Here is a 17419-nt window from a genome sequence, read left to right on the forward strand (position 1 = left end):
GTACAGCAGTGAAATTACCGGCATAATGGACGGCAGCAAGGGGAAATGTTGTTGCAGGAGTGCCGCCCGTTATGGATATCAGAGCAAAATTAGATGCGTATGCTAGGCTGGCCAGAATTGACCGGCCAATAGGGACGTTATTACTGCTGTGGCCCTGTTTGATGGCACTGCTGTTAGCCGCTGATGGATTGCCCGATCTGAAGGTGCTGGTGATATTCCTTATCGGCGTGTTTGTGATGCGGGCCTGTGGCTGCATCATCAATGATTTTGCTGACCGTAAGCTCGATGGCCATGTGGCTCGCACTCAGAGTCGGCCGCTGGTTAGTGGAGAAGTGACCCCCAAAGAAGCGATAGTCCTATTTGTCGTACTGGGGCTATTTGCCTTGGCCTTAGTTCTGATGCTTAATCCACTGGTGGTGCAACTGTCAGTGGTGGGCATCTTACTCACCATTATTTATCCCTTTACCAAACGTGTGACCAATATGCCGCAGATGTTTCTCGGTGTGGTTTGGAGTTGGTCTATTCCGATGGCGTATGCCGCCCAATTAGGCGAAGTGCCGGCATCTGCTTGGTGGTTGTTTGCCGCTAACTGGTGCTGGACGGTGGCATATGACAGCATGTACGCCATGGTGGATCGGGATGACGATTTAAAAGTGGGGATAAAATCCACCGCCATTTTGTTTGGTCGCTATGACCGACATTTAATTGCCCTGTTTCAGATAGCTGCCTTGGTGTGTTTTGTGATTGCAGGTTGGGCTGATAATCGCGGGCTGGTGTATGCCTTAGGCATTATGACCTTTATTGGCTTTGGTCTTTATCAGCAAAAATTGATCAATGGCCGCGAGCGCGCCCCTTGTTTTAAAGCTTTCCTCAATAATAATTGGGCCGGTATGGCATTGTTTATTGCCCTCGGAGTCGATTTTTACTTTTTTGCTTAAGTTTTAAAGCGAATTCATTCTCGTAGAGAAAACAGCAAGTCTTAAATGCGTTTGGGGTTGCTGGGATTGGGCTATGGTAACATCGCCGTGATTCAAGCTTGGCAGATGAATCTACCAAGCTTGCGCATTAGATATTCACATCCTGTTGTTGTTTAGCACGGCTGATGTTTCTAAGCTCTGGCTTATTTCAATGACTCTATTTTTGAGTCCATTAAGCATAGAGGGTCCGATATAACCCTTGCTCTTGCAGTAATTGGCTGTGTTGACCACTTTGAACCACCTTGCCATCTTCCAGCACATAGATAATATCGGCATGCAAAATGGCGGAAAGCCGATGGGCGACAATCAAGGTCGTACGGCCGTGAAGAAACTCAGATAATGCCTGCTGCAATTTCGCCTCGGTCAGGGTGTCGAGGGCTGAGGTAGCTTCATCCATAATCACCAGTTTGGGATCGGTCAGCACCATGCGGGCAATAGCCAAACGTTGGCGCTGCCCGCCAGACAGTTTTAGCCCTTGTCGCCCCAATTCGGTGTCCAGCCCTTTATCTAGTTTCTCAACCACATCATCCAACTGCGCAATGTTCAGTGCCTGCCAAAGTTGCTGGTCACTAAAGCCGGTATCGCCCAGGGTCAAATTCGCCCTTAATGTGTCATTAAAAATGGTTGGTTGCTGTAGTACCACAGCAGTGTGGCGGCGCAGGGCTTCATAGCCAATGTCATCGATACTGGTGCCATTGATGCGGATCTCGCCATCATTTTTGCGATATAGCCCTAATAGCAGTTGGATAAGGGTGGATTTTCCACCACCAGAGGCGCCGACCAAGGCGACTTTTTTGCCCGCTGGAATGGTCAGACTGGCATGGTCTAACACCTGTTTTTCATCATCATAGCGAAAGCGGATATTGTCGAACTCAATGGCTAGTGTTGGTTTGGCCAGTGCGGGATGGTCATGGTTGGCTTGCTGTGGATCTTCAGGCAGCGCCAGCAGGTGGTTCAGCCGGTGCATAGCGGCTTTGGCACTGAACCAGGCGTACTGCATGCTGAGCAGATCCTGAATGGGCGAAAGCATAAACCAGAGATAACCAAATACGGCAAAAATCTCACCAATACTCAGACTGCTGAAGGCCACCATTACCATGGCAACGGCGCGAAATACCTCAAAGCCAAGCAGGAACATTAAAAATGATAACCGCCCTGCGGCATCGGCTTGCCAAGCATAGGTATCGGCATCCTGCCGAATGTTGTCGGCATCGGTTTTTAGTTTGGCGAGAAATTGCTTCTCCCGATTAGCGGCGCGCAACTGGTATAGGCCATCTAGGGTTTCTACCAGTCGCTGCTGAAAACGTTCAAAAGATTGGTTTTCCGCTTTTTTCAGGTGTTGTACCCGCTGTCCCATTTTGCGCGATAGCCAGATAATCACCGGGTTGAGTAGTAAAATAAACAACCCTAGCCGCCAGTCGAGCCACAATAACACTGCTGCCACGCCAACGACGGTAAGCAGACTCACCAGAAAGCGGCTTAGACTGCTGCTGATAAAACTGTCGATAGTTTCAATATCTGTTACCAGATGTGCGGTTACGCCACCACTGCCGTGGGATTCAAACTCTTTAAAACGGATGCGGCCCAACTTATCCAACAGATACTGACGGATATTGCAGGTCAGGGTTTTGGAGACCAGGGTAAATTGGCGGGTTTGCAGAATATTAAGTGCCTGACTGACGACCCGCATCAGGATAATCAGTAACAGCATTGCACTGATATAGCCGGTAGCGGTTTGCCAGCTAGCGGGCATGATCTGGTTGAGAAACGCCACCCCTTCTGCGGGTTTATTCAATAGCACCTCATCCACCATTAGGGGTAACAGCAGAGGAATGGGGACGGCAATTAAGGTCGCAATAATGGCGAGGGTATTGGCACTGTAAAGCCGGGCTTTATGTTGTTTCGCCTGCTGCCATAGCCAAGTGGGAGAAAGTTGCAGCGGTGGCGTTATCTTGGCATGGCGACAAGGGCCAGTGCTTGGCGATACCCTGGCGTCGGCAGTAGGTGATGTTTGGGCGTGGGTGTGGGATTGCACTGAATGTCCTCACAGTGGCTCGAACAATTCGCCGACTGGCTGGGCCGTGCGGCGAATGCTGGGGCGCACATTAGATGCGCCCTCGGGGTTGATACAGCGAATTGTTATTTGGGTTATACGTGGAGATTGTCGTGGGGATTAAAAACGGTAACTGACATCGACGCCCCAGTTACGGCCAGGTTGGGTGCGGCGATCCAATCCTGTGTCGCCTTTATCGATACCGGCCAAATCCATGTAGTCCCAGTATTTTACATCTGTCACATTAAACAAACCGGCCCGGATCATCAAGCCATGCACAGGTTGGTAGTAAGTTGTCAGATCTGCTTTGACATATCCCGGGGCTTTGATGTTATCCACCTCATTATCATTGCTCCATTCATTGCCGGATTTGCCAGCCACGGCGGTGACAGTCAACTTGCCCCCGAAGCGCTCATCCGGGGCATCGTACCCTAAGCTGGCGCTACTGCTCAGTGGGGCCACAGTATCAATGGCGGCGCCGGTTTGCTTATCTTCCCCTTTACTGTAGTTGACATTAAACCCAGCTGTCAGGCCGTTTGGTGCAGTAAATAGCTTGGCCAGATCCCAGTTAGCGCTGAATTCAGCACCGTAAATTTTAGCTCGGGCAACGTTAACCTTGGTCCAGACCTCTTTGCCGTCATGCTCAGGATCGGCCGGATTAATCATCTTGTCTTCAATGAAGTTTTTATAGTCATTGTAATAGGTGGCGAATGTCAGCTTGGTCGCCTCTGTGTTGTAACGCAGACCCATTTCATAAGCCAGGCTCTCTTCCGCTTTCAAATCCGGATTAGGGGCCAGTACTGCACCCATTTCATAGGAATAATAAAGATCTTGTACCGTTGGCGCTTTGAAGCCCTGGCTAATCTGAGTATAACTGCTTAGGGTGTTATTCCAGTGGTAAACCGCACCCAGGCGGGCGGTTAAAGCATCATTTTCTGCGCTAGCATAACCACTGATGGCATCGGGCTGTGCTTTGAATTTGTCATATCTCAGGCCGGTATTGAGAACCAGTTTTTCCTCGGCAAGAAACATCTGATCCTGAATAAAGACCCCCCATTTATCGGATTTTGCCCCGGGCACCTCGGCGTGTTTATCGGTGACCTTGCCGGTGTCCATATCAATGTCTTGATAATGTAGGCTGAATTCGTTGCGAATGTAGCTGGCACCGTAGATCAGCTCATGGTAACCATGGTTGAACTCCAGTGCTTTAAGCAGCTGGATATCCGCCTGCCAGGAGTTGTCCTCGCCGGCGCGGTGACGGTTGCGGTTTTGGCTGCTCAGTGGTTTACCATGCATTTCTTTATCGAGATGGTCGTAGTTGTCGTGGTTGGAGTCACTCTGCAGATAGGCCAGTTGCCACTGCAGCTGATCAAACAAGGTGATATTGGCCTGCCAATCATGCTCAATACTGACGCGGGTGCGGCTGTCTTCATCCCGGCCGTGCACATCAGAGTAGAGATACACCAGCGGCCCCATCTTGATGCTGTCGCCTTCCCGGGACAGTAGATCGATATTTTGCTCCCGGGTGAAATGTTCTGCCGCCAGCCCAAGGGTGTGGGCATCATTTAACTGATAATAGACTTTGGCTAACAGGTTGTCAGAGCGGTAGTTAAGGGGGTCAGCCTCGCCCCGGTTTTCCCCGACAATATCGGCTCCGCCATGGGTTTTTTGTTCATGGCCTTGGCGATGGGTATAAATGAATAGGGTTTCCAGCGCCCCGGTGCGGTTAGCCATTTCTGCGGTGGCTTTGACGCTGTCATCGGCACTGGCATAACCGGATTTAACACCAAATGCACTGCCATCACCGTCTGCGAGCAGATCGGCTGGATCCTTGGTTCGCACCACCATGGTGCCAGCGAGGGCATCGCTGCCGTACAGACTGGAAATCGGCCCTTTATTCACTTCCAACACAGCTAAGGTATCGAGTTCTATGGTGTTGTTATATTTGCGCATCATATCGGCGCCCGGGTTATATCCGGCGGGCAGTTCCACGCCATCAACCAAGGTTTTAACGTAATTGGCATCCCGGCCCCGGATATTGACGCCGGATAGGCCAAAGCGGCCCGTGCCGGATAAGGTGACTCCGGGCTCATCAGCCAGTGCTTGTTGGAGATCCTGCGCCATCGACTGCTCAATTTGCTTGGCATCAACGCGGCTGATTGACGCGGCAATATCCCGCACTTGCTGCTCTGTGCGCGTGGCGGATACGACGACTTCATCCAGATAATATTCGTCATTATTTTGCGCTTGGGCGGGCAAGAGTCCCTGGGAACAGATAAGGCCAATACAGCAGGCAAGTTTTTTACGTTTGATCATCATTCAATCCCTTAATTGCAATGGGTCGCAGGCAGGCTGCCCCGACCCGATTACCGTTAAGGTCAGGCTGGGCGCAGCATTGGCCACAGTCGCGTTAGTCGCGTGAGTTGTTTTAATGGTCTGATTTTGCGGTTATCCGGTACGCCGGCCTGATTTGAGAGAACTGACATGGCCTTCATTCAGCGCGGTGACACCGGGCCGCTCATCGGCATCAATGACAAAGGCTTTGCCAAATCCTTTTACATAGCGTCCTGTGATAGGCCGCAGGCAATAGAGTTTGAAATCCTGTAGCTCACATAGGGTGTTACAGGTAGCACCGGCCCGTTGTTGCATCAGCTGGGTGATGTGTTGCCAGGTGTCACTGTCTCGCTCGACCCGTTCAGCTTTGGCGGTATAAGTCAGGCGGCGGCGGGCAAAGATATCCTTGGTGTCGGCTTCATCTTCGAGCAGCATAAGGCCGACATTAGGGTTGCGTTGCAGGTTTTGGCCGTGAATGGCGATATCGCTTATCAGGATGTAATAACACAAGTTCTGATAGATAAAAGGGGCATAACTGGCATGGGGAAAATCATCAGCATCCAAGCTGGCTAACTGCAGACTCAGGCAGCTGTGGCGAAATGCTTGGATTTCCGGGCCAATACGGTCCTGTAAACGTTGAGCTTTATCTATCATGCGCACAGCTCCTGTTGCAGTTGCTTAAAGCGCTCAATTTGCTCGGGGAACAGCTGACGTTTTTTATCCCGTCCCAGATAGACTTTGAACATGCATTCACCGCTGGTGGTGAAAAAGCCGATGTAATAGCTGTCCATGCCGCGAAATGGCTTGGAAACAAAAGCAATATCCGTGATCAAATCTAACCGCAAATGACCATGCAGCTGGCCTTCACGCCCCATCAGGTTATAAAAGCCCTGGGCGATTTTGCCTTTGGGAAAGTCAGCTTTGGTTTCAAAAATTGACCCAGCTGCCGCGACAATGGTGGTCACTTTGCCCCAATCCGGCAGTTGGCTGAGAATATATTGCGCCTGTTCACCGGCGGTAAATTTGGCCATATCCGAGGGCAGGGCGCGGGTAATGGCGCCTTCACTGGCACGCAGCTCAGTGGCCATCATGACAACCGGAGTATGGGCATCGGCAGCCAGCATGGTATTGACTTGCTGCTGTAGGGTTTCACTCACTTGAATTGACATCCAATATTTCCTTTTATGCTGCTGCAGCCAAGTTTGACTGCAGCACTTCAATCAAAATTTGTGACAGGGTGACGGACCAGAACTGGCCGGCCAGGGTTAATTGCAAATATTCATCGCCGCCTTCGCTTGCTGGAGCGCTGGACAGGCTGATGAGCCCATTTTGCTGCCAGAGTGCAAATAAGGGTTTCAGGGCGGCGAAGGTGCCGCTACCCGCGGCCAGATCCAGCGTTCTGCTGGCCAGTACGCCATGATCAAAGGCCGCTTTAATGCAGGCATTGCTGCCATGTGTGTTGCCGGTGCGCAGCAGCATAGGGACAGGGTAATGTTGTTGCTCAATGGCTTGGATATAGCTGTCCAGATCTCGGTTTTGCATCATCTGCAGCCCATTGAGGTTGCCTCCGCCTCCGGCGCCCAGCGGCATAATTTCCGCGGTGGTTTTGGCCAACGAGTTATAAATGCTGCGCTCGCGATTATCCCGCGCCCAGTGGCTGACGCTGACCCGGCGTTGGCAGTGGCGTGCCATAAACTCCACTCCCCAGGCGTACATAGAGGCTTTCATCTGGGTGTCGGCGGGGGGCGGTAATTTTCCTTGTTCCACCATAGTGGCCATGGGAATACCTTGCATTTCCAGCAGTTGGTACAGGTCAACCCCATGTACCCCACTGGCCAGATAGTCCTGCAGATCTTGCTGCCAGATAGCCATACTCTGATGAGGCAGACCAAACAGGAGATCGATCACCACAGGGGCAGCGTTGTAGTGGACAAATTTGTCCAGCTGCTCCAGCACATGCTCTCTGTCATCTAGGCGTTTGGCGCTTTTACGCACCTGAGTATTAAAGCTCTGAACCCCAAAAGAAAAACGGTTAATGCCCGCTTCCAGCGCCGCTTCAAATTTGTCTTCACCAAAGCGGTTTACCCGTCCTTCTAAGGTGATTTCGCAGTCGGGGGTCAGTGGGAAGTGCCGTTTGATGTCAGCCATAATGCGGCGGATATGCTCCGCGCTGAGATCTGTGGGGGTGCCGCCCCCGATATAGACGGCCTGAAACGGAGCAGATTGAGCCCAAATCGAGCTGGCTTTCCAGCGGATCTCCTGACACAAGCTATCCACATAGCGGTCAATCAGACTTTTACTTGAGGCGTATTGGAAAAAGTTACAAAAGGTGCAACGTACCCGGCAGAAGGGAATATGCAGGTAAAGGCATCTTGGTCCGTGACGCTGCGCCGGCGCTTGATTATAGGCTTGGATTAATTCTGCCTGGATCGCCTGTGGTGGCACCATGTTGGACATGCCTCCTGCATGGGCACCGCGTTTCCTTGCAAATGCGAAGCGCAGCGGGTCGGGACTATGCCGGCCGGTCACTTCTGGGTTAAGTAAATCAATGTGCATTTCACCACCACAGATAAATAACAAACTTAACGTTTCAGTGGCATATCCTAACTGGAATTAACTGGAATGCAACTGATAATCGATCTCATTTGCGTTCATGTGACACGGTTCGCAAAAGTGATGTATATCACTAACTTGTTGCAAACTGATAATTGATATTATTCTCATTCTCATGCAACCTTGGGGTATTTCCGGTAACCAAATACCTCGTTGGGCATAAGTTTGAATCCGTCTCGCTACCTGGTTTGCGCCGCAGTTTCCGCGCTACTGCATACAGCATTTTGGCTCCGCTCGCCGCTGCAGCCAGCCTTTGCGATGAGTACGGAAACTGCCCCCCAGAGTATGACGCTGAGATTACTGGCCAGCCCGGCAGCGCCGGAGCCCGCTAAGCTCTCTGAGCCCAAGCAAAAGCCAGTGCCGGAGCCCGTATCTGTGCCAAAGCCAAAACCGTTAGCGCGTCAAGCGGCAACGGAAAAGCCCAAACTCACCCCGGCCAAACAACAGGTGACAGAGGTAAAAAACGTGCCAAAACCTGAGCCGACGCCTGCTGCCCACTCGCCACAGGCTGTGCCGGAGACGCCAGTACCTGATGCTCAAGCAGATACCGCGCGAGTAACTGAGTCTTCGGTGACTGATGCCGTGGCGGCTCAGGATGCGGCTAAACCTGTGCTGCTGGAGACCCCAAGCTTTCGGGTAAAACCCATGGCGCCGCATTATCCCAGGGCGGCAAAACGTAAAGGGCAGCAGGGTGTGGTATTGGTGGAAATTTGGTTGGATGCCCAGGGACGGCAAACCCGCACTGAGGTGGTGGAAAGCTCGGGCTTTTTATCACTGGATCAGGCGGCATTAACTGCGGTGCAGCAGTGGCAGTTTCGAGGTTACCAGCGTGACGGTCAAACGCTGGCCTCCCGCTTTCGGGTGCCGGTGCGGTTTGAGCTGAAATAATGGAATTGATTTAGCATTCACAAAAGGTGTATCCCGATGTCTTATATTGAGTTTTTTAGTGCCATCCATAATCAGCTGGGCATGATGCGCTGGCCGCTGACCCTGTTATCGGTATTGATGCTGATGCTGATTATTGAGCGGCTGGTATTTTTTCTGCTTAACAGCAAAGCCAACAGTGGCGTGATGCAGTCTGATCTTTATCAACTGTCACTGGATGATGACGCCAAGCTCGATACTTATCTGCAACAGCATGTGCGGGATAAGGGGGCATTATCACAGGGGATTTGCATGTTGATTGGTCATCGCCAGTTTGCCAAACCCCTACGGGAGGAAGCTGTCAGCCTGTGGTTGCAGGAAAAGCGACGTCAGTTTATGGCGGGCTTGCGGCTACTGCAGATTATCGGGGTGTTGTCACCGTTACTGGGGTTGCTGGGCACGGTTTTAGGGTTGATTGAGATGTTCCGGGATGTGGCCGCAACGCAAGGGGCGGTGACTCCGTCTCAACTGGCTGATGGCTTAGGGTTAGCGATGGCCACAACCGCAGCTGGCCTGTTGATTGCGGTGCCTGCGATAGCCTGCTCCCAACTGTTTAGCCTGTGGGCTAATCGTAAGCTCGATACCATTGAATACCTGTTAAATCATTTCAATTTGCATCTGATTGGCCTCAGTGTTGACAAGATTGCTTGTCCGCCGAGCACGACGGATTGCGGTCATTGTCAGGAAGCTGAATCCATCCCACAACAGCGTCGCCAACAACTGGCGGGAGCCTCGGCATGATTAGCTCTCGCCGCCCAACTGATGATGAAGCCCTTAGCCCGGATCTGACCTCTTTGATGGACATTATCTTTATTGTGATGGTGTTTTTGCTGCTCAGCGCCAACATTCAAGTTCAGACCTTGGATGTGGCTATCCCTCAAGCGGAATCTGCCACAGCTCTCAATACCCCAGCTGATACAGTTTTGTCGGTTAGCGTCCCCGCCGCTGATGGCCAGTGGGGACTGCAGCAACAGGCGTTTAACCAGTGGGATGATTTTGCCGCAGCCTTTACCCAAGCGGTGCAACAAAGCCCGCAACGACCTGTGGTGATCGCCAGTGATAAACAAGCCAGTGTCGAGAAGCTGCTGAAATTGTTTGAGTTTATGCAGCGTCACCAAATTCAGGCCACCAATATCATGATGGAGGGCGGCCGCCCATGACAGTTTGCCAAAGGAAGTTACCAACCATGAAACCTGTTATCTCTCATCTGCCCGCGACATCAAAGCGATTTTTCGTTGCTGCCTTGCTGGGGCTGAGTACCGTGTGTGCCATACCGGCATTGGCTGAGCCTGAAACGGGCGCTAAAGCTGGGGGAAGCTCGGATGTGCGCATTATCAGTGCCGGTTCCACCGTAACTGAAATGCTGCTGGCGTTGGGTGCTAAGCACCATATGATTGCCGCGGATTTAACCAGTAAAGCTTTAGTGGCCGACACCGAATTACCGATTGTGGGCTATCACCGCCAGCTGTCGGCAGAAGGGCTGTTATCATTGATGCCGACCCATCTGCTGGGTTCCGATGAAATGGGGCCAGAGACCACATTGACCTTATTACAATCTGCCGGGGTTGATGTGCAGGCGTTGCCATCAGGTAACAGTCTGACGGACTTTAATGCCCGGATTGATAAGCTGGCGACCTTGACGGATACCCGGGAACAAGCCGATGAAATCAAGTCCCGGGTCGCGGCACAAATTGCGGCGCTGCAGCAATATAAATCGGCTCAGCCAATGAAAGTGATGTTTATGATGGTCGCTAAAGGTCGGCCGATGACGGTTGCAGGGCAAGGTACGACAACCAACACTGTGATTGAACTGGCTGGCGCGGTAAATCCGGTCGCAGCACACAGCAACAGTTATAAGCAGATCTCGAGTGAGGCGATTGTACAGATGCAGCCGGATGTGATTTTACTGGCTGAGCGCACTTACAAAAAACTGGGCGGCATTGCTGGGCTGGTGGCTGAGCAGCCGCTATTGGCTCAGACTCCCGCAGTACAAAATCAGCGGGTGATTGCCATCCCCAGTGCGGCGATTCAAGGGGGCTTTGGATTAGCCAGTTTGGCGTTAGCTGAGCGGTTACAGGGCGAATTAACCCATGCTGGCGCAGTCGCTGCTGTGTTGCCGCGCGCGGAATAAAGCAAAGCAGGATGATGGCTATGGAACACCTGATGACCCGACGAATTTCTCTGCGAGTATTAGTGGCGATTTCTGCGGCCTTGTTGTATCTGGTGATGGCGGGTTCTATTGCGCTGGGGCCGATGGATATCGGCTTTAAATCTGCCTTTGGAGCGTTGCTGCAGCTTGATAGTGAGTTGCCAGAATATGCCCGGGTAATTGTGCAGGAAGTGCGACTGCCCCGAACATTACTGGCGATTGCCGTGGGAGGCATGTTGGCCATGTGTGGCGCCGTGATGCAGGGGTTGTTCCGTAACCCACTGGCAGACCCCGGTATTATTGGCGTGTCGGCCGGGGCGTCATTGGGGGCGGCGATTGCTATCGTATTATTGGGTGGCGTGGTAGGGCATACCGCATTTTTGACCTTGGGAACCGTCCCGCTATTTGCCTTTATCGGCGGCGCGTTGGCAACATTTGCCGTGTATTACATGGGCACCAGTGCTCAAGGTACCTCGGTCACTATTATGTTGTTAGCCGGGGTGGCGCTGGCAGCCATGGCCGGCGCTGGACTTGGGCTGCTAAATTATTTTGCCGATGATCAGGCGCTGCGGGATTTATCACTTTGGACCATGGGCTCTTTAGCCGGTGCCAGTTGGGATAATCTGGCGTTGGCTTATGCTGCCTTACTGATATTGGCACTGATGTTCTGGCGTTTGGCCAAGCCTCTGAATGCATTGTTATTGGGTGAGGCAGAAGCCCGCCATATGGGCATTGATGTGCAGCGGCTGAAGCGCAAATTGATTCTGTTCACTGCCGCGGGCGTCGGTATTACTGTGGCGTTAGCTGGCATGATAGGGTTTATCGGTTTGGTGGTCCCCCATATGGCGCGGCAGTTTACCGGTCCGGCCCATGAGCGGTTATTGCCGGTTGCCATGCTGCTTGGTGCTTTGTTGTTACTGTTATCCGATATGATTGCCCGTACTGTGGTAGCGCCATTGGAGATCCCGGTGGGGATTATTACCGCGGCCATTGGCGCCCCTTTCTTTTTACTCCTGCTGTTTAAACAAAGAGGACGTTTAGCCTGATGGCGATTGAAATTTCCAATGCCACGCTGAGGTTAGGCGGCAAAACCCTGTTGGATGATGTGTCCCTGAGCTTTGCCTGTGGCTGTTTCACCATGATCCTTGGCCCTAATGGCACGGGGAAAAGTAGTCTACTTAAACTGATTAACGGCGAACTGGCCGGTGATAGTCAGGTACATTTTTATGGTAAAGCGCGGCAGGACTGGCACCCGGGAGCGTTAGCGCAATCCGTCGCTGTTCTGCCCCAATCCAGCAGTTTGAGTTTTAATTTTACCGTGCAGGAAGTGGTGGAACTGGGGGGATTAACCCTGACGGCCAGCCGAGCACAGATCCATCAGTTAGCGCGGGACAATATGGCACAAACAGGTGTTGCCCATTTGGCAGGGCGGCTGTATCCCAGTTTGTCTGGTGGGGAGCAGCAGCGGGTGCATCTGGCGCGGATCTTGACTCAGGTGTCCCATTCCCCGCGCCCGGCAATGCTGATGCTGGATGAGCCGACGTCGGCACTGGATATTGCCCATCAGCACCATACCTTGGCCTTGTTGCAACGTTTGGCACGGGAGGGCGCCGGCATTGTTGCCGTGGTGCATGACCTGAATCTCGCTGCGCAATATGCGGATCGTTTGATCCTGCTCAATCAAGGGCAGGTGGTGGCCGATGGCGCGCCCGCGGCAGTGCTATCTGCCCAGTTGATCGAGCAGGTTTACCAGTATCCGGTGCAAATTTTGCCCCATCCCCAGTTTGATTATCCTGTGGTGATTGCCTGAGGCTACATCTTTGCCCGCGGTTATTTCTCACATCATCAAAAAGCTGTGAGGGGCTTGGGAGACAAGAATATTGCTAAATGATTGATGGAGTGTATTTGGCCCCAAGTTGAGTGGCCTTAACATCACTCTAAGATGATATTAAGTCAGTCTATTGCGCTTTTAGCATGGCCCATTGAATATTGAATTTAGCCAAGTATTTTTGTAACCGGCTGGTGTCATTATGGGTGCTTTTTTGCTGGCGACTTTGGTTAAAGAGCTCTCGTCCTGCGGCGGCCATACTGGTATGCCGATGGCAAATTTGCAGTACATATTCAAGTTGCTGTTGGTCAAAATTATCCAATTGCTGCCAGTGGGGTGCCCCCAACAGTTGTTGCCCCAATCCATTTTCTGGTGATTTATGCGTATGGCTTAACTGGCAAGGGGTATTGCCCCAACTGGTGGTTAAACGTTGGATCTCTTCTGTGACCTGAGTTATCCCGATTCTGGATGCTTCAGCCAGTGTTCCCATCCGGGTCACGGCGGCTTTTAAATCGCGAAAATTACCACGCCATAATGCAGCCGCTGATGTTGCAAAATTGAGAAATGCGGTTCGGGACTCTTTGCTAAAGCTGATACGCTCGCCATGTTGTAGGCAGTATTGCTCCAGTTCGAAATCTAAATTGGGGGCGATATCTTCGGGTCTTTGCTTTAGGCCCGGTAGGGCATAATCCCATAGGTTAATCCGAGCCAGCAGATCTGCGCGAAAGCGCCCCGCGATGACCTGCTGAGGTAAATCTTGATTTGTCCCGGCAATGAGTTGAAAGTCACTGTGCACTTCGGTATCACTGCCAACTGGGAAGAAGCGCTTTTTCTCCAAGGCGGTGAGCAACATGGCTTGTTCATCTAGCCCCAGCTCTCCTATCTCATCCAAAAATAGCACGCCCTTATTGGCGCTGCGTAAAAAGCCATTGCGGGCCGCTGCGGCGCCAGTAAATGCGCCTTTGGTATGGCCAAATAGGGCGGCCATGGCATTTTCTCCCCGCAGGGTTGCGCAGTTAACGGCAACAAATGCCCCGGTCAGGATGGCCCGTTGTTTTTTTAATTGATAAATCCGCTCTGCCAACTGGCTTTTACCTGCCCCAGTGGGCCCCCGAAGCAGAATTGGTTCCCGGGAACGGATAGCTACTTTTTCAATTTGGGCAATCATGGCGTTAAAAGCACTATTTTGTGTGGCAATCCCCCCTTTAAGAAAGGCATTACCAACATGTTGCTCAGTAGCAAAACGGTTAGCCAGTTGATCATAGCGGGATAGATCTAAATCAATGATTTGGCTGCGGCCACAGAGGCTGTCGCCACAGGGGGCGGTTTGTACCAAACGGCCGGGGAAATGACGGCTTTCGGTTAGCAAGAAACCACAGATTTGGCTGACATGGGTACCGGTTGTCATGTGAAAAAGATAGTCAATATGCTCAGGTTCGAAGGGATACTGGCAACACCAGTCATATAGACCGGCATATACCTCTTCAAAATCCCAAGGATCACTGAAGTTTAATTCATGCAATACCACCCGTGTCTGGGGAGATAAGTGTTGAATTTCATCGGCCAATTGTTTGGCCTGCTCTTTGGCTGGGTGCCCGTGTAATAGTTGCAATTCATCTATTAGAAAATCGGCTTGGCTACATAATCCCGGTGTTGGCCGCCAGCGTGGTTGTTTAGTGGTGAGATCAAGTCGGGTCCCGATAAATCCAACCGCAACAATGCGGCGCGGTGATGAATTTAGTCCATGGCTTGTGACTGGCCGCGGGGTGGCGGGAGGAGAGGAAAAAGACATGGTTGATGCAATGTGTTGTATCCAAAAGGATTGGCATCCTATCTGTTTGGATAGGTTGTTGCCAGTGGTATCAGTCGCTGTTTCCCCGTCACAATATAAGAAGTAAAAAATAAATCCATTTAAATTAGTGGGTTAATAAATATTTTGCATGTTTTTCTCAATCTGGCACAGAGCTTGATAAAGCATGATCGCATTGGTGAATCACAATAGCTTTACGGTATGTGTGCATTACATCCGGGTACGCTGCGCGCTGCAACTGCGTATACCGCTATCTAAAACAAGCTTTTAGTCTTGTTTTCACCCAGTGCTCATTCTCTTAGATAAATATGATGCGGGTGAAATTCCCGTATAACTGCGGGGGCTGCAATGGCAGTAACTCCGAACATAACAACTGACCTCAGATGGCGTGACCACTGAGATTAATCCGCACCGGGCTCAGGTGCGATGGCAAGTTGGCCATACTAGTACGCGTGGTATTGATAGCGCGATACTGGAAAGTCTGCTCCCCGTCGGATCCCAGCTTGGCACCGTGTCAGCATAGCGTTTTGATACTGCCGATTAACCTTAAGTCAAGGCTCACTGAGGCGGTTATACAGGATTTAGATTGAAAAGATTTACCATTGAAGTGGCTGAAACACAGCGAGTATTAGTATTTAAGAATGGCCAATTTAAGGAATTATTATCCCCAGGGCGTTATTCACGTTGGCATTGGGGGGATGTATATCAATGTGAAACTTATCAGCTGGATGAACTGGTATTCAATAAACCCGATGATGAGCGTTTTCTTCGTCAATACCCACAACTCAATACGCATCTATTGCCAGTGCATACTGCCGATGATGAGATCGGATTATTGTATAACTTTGGCCAACTGGTCGGGATTATTCCGCCGGGAGAAAGTTGCTACTGTTGGCGGGCCGCTGGAGAGTTATCGCTGCAGTTAGTGCCTTTGGCTGCGGGGCGACAATTATCTCCACAATTATACGCAAGTTTACAACTATGCCCTGCAACTGATTATCCACCGGTGTTTAGTCGTGTGAGACAGCCAGTGGCACCGGTTTATCAGGTGACAGTTGCCAGAGAGCATATCAGCTTAGTGTATCTTAATGGTCGATTGCATAGCGTGTTAGAAGCTGGACATTATGGTTTTTGGCATTATGGCGCTGAGTTTAGTGTGGAAACCTTTAGTTTGGATAGGCTGGTATTACGCAAAGAGAATATTCCTCAATTACTGGTGGAGTGTCCGGCACTGGCTGACCATTTACAGCAATTTAGTACTGGTATCGCTCAGGTTGGTCTGATTTTTCGTCACAATGTGCTGGCTGGGGTGATGGCACCAGGAGATCGACTTTACTGTTGGCGTAATAGTGGCGAATTGCGGTTGGATTGTGTGGATATTAGTGGTGACCGACAGATTACTGCTCAAGTGCTAAATGGTATCCATCGTATTGCTGATAACCCTAATACCGCATTGTTACGAGGTCATGAGGGAGAAATAACACCACCGGTATATCCATTGGTTATTCCCGCGGAGCAGGTGGGATTGTTGTATCTTGATGGCCGGTTACATCGTGTCTTACCGGCGGGGAATTATGGTTTTTGGCAATTTAATTGTCGTTTCACTGCTGAAGTTTATTCGCAACAACAGTTGGTATTTCAGAAAGATAATGTTTTACAGCTGTTGGCTGAGTATCCGCCATTGTTAGACTCACTGCAGCATTTTACAACCACTGGGACTGAGGTGGGATTGGTGCGGCACAATGGTCAGCTTGTTGGTGTGATGGCGCCGGGAGACAGTCTGTATTGCTGGCGACAAGCGGGCGTATTGCAATTGGATACCTTGGATACCGCGCATAATTGTCAGTTATCCGCTGAATTACTGGCTCAATTACACCGAACAGGAGTTAATCGTGCGGATAAGTTACTACGCAGTGCCCAAGTGAGTGCTTGTCAGCCCGTATATTCCTGTGTTGTTGCCCCCTACCATCAGGGGTTATTGTATCAAAATGGTGAGTTAGTTCAGTCGTTGTCACCGGGGCAATATGGTTTCTGGCAATTTGACCAACAAATTGATGTGCGTGAATTTGATACTCGGATCCGGTTGTTGGATGTCTCTGGTCAGGAGATTTTGAGTAAAGATAAGGTCAGTCTGCGGCTAAATCTCACTGCCAGCGTGCAAGTGGTGGACGCTGTGCTGGCAGCCCAGTGCGCAGAAAATATCGATGAGCTGCTGTATAAATATCTGCAATTGGCTCTGCGCGAGGCGGTGGGAACTAAAACGCTGGATGAATTGTTGGCCGATAAGGAGTATATCAATCAGATGGTGTTTGAGCTGGTGAGTCAACAGTTACAGCAGACCGGGATAGCACTGCATTTGGTTGGGGTGAAAGATATTATTTTACCAGGCGAAATCCGCACCATTCTTAATCAGGTTGTTGAAGCACAAAAGTCTGCTGAAGCTAATGTGATAAAACGCCGGGAAGAGACCGCTGCGACCCGCAGCCTGCATAACACCGCAAAAATGATCGAGAATAATCCTATCTTGCTACGACTTAAGGAGCTGGAAGCATTGGAGAAAGTCTCTGAAAAAGTGGGTAATCTTTCTGTGTACGGTGGTTTGGAAGGCTTGATGCAGGGCACGGTGAAAATAGGTTAGCTAGGCCGTGGTTTATTGGGTCTGAATACTGCTCAGGCATTAAAGCTATCGGCATAGTCTCGGCACTTTTGTTACACTGCTGACCACTTTTAA

Annotated in this window: 14 protein-coding genes; 8 read left to right on the top strand and 6 right to left on the bottom strand. The window is 51.0% G+C overall.

All coding sequences use genetic code 11. The features are described from left to right. Positions 1-71: 71 nt before the first annotated feature. Complete coding sequence (gene ubiA, locus NFHSH190041_RS02190) at positions 72-938, top strand: 4-hydroxybenzoate octaprenyltransferase (protein ID WP_261923690.1); 867 nt, start codon at positions 72-74, stop codon at positions 936-938. 211 nt (positions 939-1149) lie between these two features. Here the strand turns inward: ubiA and NFHSH190041_RS02195 are convergent, their stop codons facing one another. From NFHSH190041_RS02195 to hutW, 5 genes are all read right to left on the bottom strand, one after another. Next, complete coding sequence (locus tag NFHSH190041_RS02195; RefSeq protein WP_261925009.1) at positions 1150-2916, bottom strand: ABC transporter ATP-binding protein; 1767 nt, start codon at positions 2914-2916, stop codon at positions 1150-1152. A gap of 234 nt (positions 2917-3150) precedes the next feature. After that, positions 3151-5349: a TonB-dependent hemoglobin/transferrin/lactoferrin family receptor gene (locus tag NFHSH190041_RS02200; protein WP_261923691.1), complete on the bottom strand. Its 2199-nt coding sequence runs from the start codon at positions 5347-5349 to the stop codon at positions 3151-3153. Positions 5350-5478: 129 nt separating this feature from the next. Next, on the bottom strand, positions 5479-6018 hold the full coding sequence (locus tag NFHSH190041_RS02205; protein ID WP_261923692.1) for a pyridoxamine 5'-phosphate oxidase family protein: 540 nt from the start codon (positions 6016-6018) through the stop codon (positions 5479-5481). Beyond that, entirely contained in the window at positions 6015-6533 is a 519-nt protein-coding gene (gene hutX, locus NFHSH190041_RS02210) for a heme utilization cystosolic carrier protein HutX (protein WP_261923693.1), read from the bottom strand. The genes NFHSH190041_RS02205 and hutX overlap by 4 nt, the downstream gene beginning before the upstream one ends. A 13-nt stretch (positions 6534-6546) precedes the next feature. Beyond that, entirely contained in the window at positions 6547-7920 is a 1374-nt protein-coding gene (gene hutW / locus NFHSH190041_RS02215) for a heme anaerobic degradation radical SAM methyltransferase ChuW/HutW (RefSeq protein ID WP_261923694.1), read from the bottom strand. Positions 7921-8142: 222 nt separating this feature from the next. Between hutW and NFHSH190041_RS02220 the strand changes: the two genes are divergently transcribed. The 6 genes from NFHSH190041_RS02220 to NFHSH190041_RS02245 are packed head-to-tail and all read left to right on the top strand — an operon-like array spanning position 8143 to position 12860. Beyond that, entirely contained in the window at positions 8143-8865 is a 723-nt protein-coding gene (locus tag NFHSH190041_RS02220) for an energy transducer TonB (protein ID WP_261923695.1), read from the top strand. Positions 8866-8901: 36 nt separating this feature from the next. After that, the gene (locus NFHSH190041_RS02225) at positions 8902-9642 is read left to right on the top strand and encodes a MotA/TolQ/ExbB proton channel family protein (RefSeq protein ID WP_261923696.1); all 741 of its coding nucleotides are present in this window, start codon (positions 8902-8904) and stop codon (positions 9640-9642) included. Continuing rightward, positions 9639-10061 (top strand): ExbD/TolR family protein, encoded by a 423-nt coding sequence (locus NFHSH190041_RS02230; RefSeq protein WP_261923697.1) that lies wholly within the window; start codon positions 9639-9641, stop codon positions 10059-10061. The genes NFHSH190041_RS02225 and NFHSH190041_RS02230 overlap by 4 nt, the downstream gene beginning before the upstream one ends. 26 nt (positions 10062-10087) lie before the next feature. Then, entirely contained in the window at positions 10088-11032 is a 945-nt protein-coding gene (locus NFHSH190041_RS02235) for a hemin ABC transporter substrate-binding protein (RefSeq protein WP_261923698.1), read from the top strand. 20 nt (positions 11033-11052) lie between these two features. Further along, positions 11053-12096, top strand: coding sequence for a FecCD family ABC transporter permease (locus NFHSH190041_RS02240; RefSeq protein ID WP_261923699.1), 1044 nt, complete (start codon positions 11053-11055; stop codon positions 12094-12096). Continuing rightward, positions 12096-12860 (top strand): heme ABC transporter ATP-binding protein, encoded by a 765-nt coding sequence (locus NFHSH190041_RS02245; RefSeq protein ID WP_261923700.1) that lies wholly within the window; start codon positions 12096-12098, stop codon positions 12858-12860. Before NFHSH190041_RS02240 ends, NFHSH190041_RS02245 begins: the two co-directional genes overlap by 1 nt. Positions 12861-13008: 148 nt before the next feature. Here the strand turns inward: NFHSH190041_RS02245 and rtcR are convergent, their stop codons facing one another. Next, positions 13009-14670 carry an RNA repair transcriptional activator RtcR gene (rtcR, locus tag NFHSH190041_RS02250; protein ID WP_261923701.1) on the bottom strand — a complete coding sequence of 554 codons (1662 nt, stop codon included), beginning with the start codon at positions 14668-14670 and terminating at the stop codon, positions 13009-13011. Between the two features lie 604 nt (positions 14671-15274). Here rtcR and NFHSH190041_RS02255 point away from each other — a divergent pair. Next, positions 15275-17326: a slipin family protein gene (locus tag NFHSH190041_RS02255; protein WP_261923702.1), complete on the top strand. Its 2052-nt coding sequence runs from the start codon at positions 15275-15277 to the stop codon at positions 17324-17326. The last annotated feature ends 93 nt before the right edge of the window (positions 17327-17419 follow it).

The organism is Shewanella sp. NFH-SH190041 (genome assembly GCF_024363255.1).
GTDB lineage: Bacteria > Pseudomonadota > Gammaproteobacteria > Enterobacterales > Shewanellaceae > Shewanella.

Coding starts and splice junctions, on each gene's coding strand:
- NFHSH190041_RS02230 (WP_261923697.1), top strand. CDS start 9,639: ATGATTAGCTCTCGCCGCCCAACTGATGATGAAGCCCTTAGCCCGGAT.
- rtcR (WP_261923701.1), bottom strand. CDS start 14,670: ATGTCTTTTTCCTCTCCTCCCGCCACCCCGCGGCCAGTCACAAGCCAT.
- NFHSH190041_RS02245 (WP_261923700.1), top strand. CDS start 12,096: ATGGCGATTGAAATTTCCAATGCCACGCTGAGGTTAGGCGGCAAAACC.
- hutW (WP_261923694.1), bottom strand. CDS start 7,920: ATGCACATTGATTTACTTAACCCAGAAGTGACCGGCCGGCATAGTCCC.
- NFHSH190041_RS02240 (WP_261923699.1), top strand. CDS start 11,053: ATGGAACACCTGATGACCCGACGAATTTCTCTGCGAGTATTAGTGGCG.
- NFHSH190041_RS02200 (WP_261923691.1), bottom strand. CDS start 5,349: ATGATGATCAAACGTAAAAAACTTGCCTGCTGTATTGGCCTTATCTGT.
- NFHSH190041_RS02225 (WP_261923696.1), top strand. CDS start 8,902: ATGTCTTATATTGAGTTTTTTAGTGCCATCCATAATCAGCTGGGCATG.
- hutX (WP_261923693.1), bottom strand. CDS start 6,533: ATGTCAATTCAAGTGAGTGAAACCCTACAGCAGCAAGTCAATACCATG.
- ubiA (WP_261923690.1), top strand. CDS start 72: ATGGATATCAGAGCAAAATTAGATGCGTATGCTAGGCTGGCCAGAATT.
- NFHSH190041_RS02235 (WP_261923698.1), top strand. CDS start 10,088: ATGAAACCTGTTATCTCTCATCTGCCCGCGACATCAAAGCGATTTTTC.
- NFHSH190041_RS02205 (WP_261923692.1), bottom strand. CDS start 6,018: ATGATAGATAAAGCTCAACGTTTACAGGACCGTATTGGCCCGGAAATC.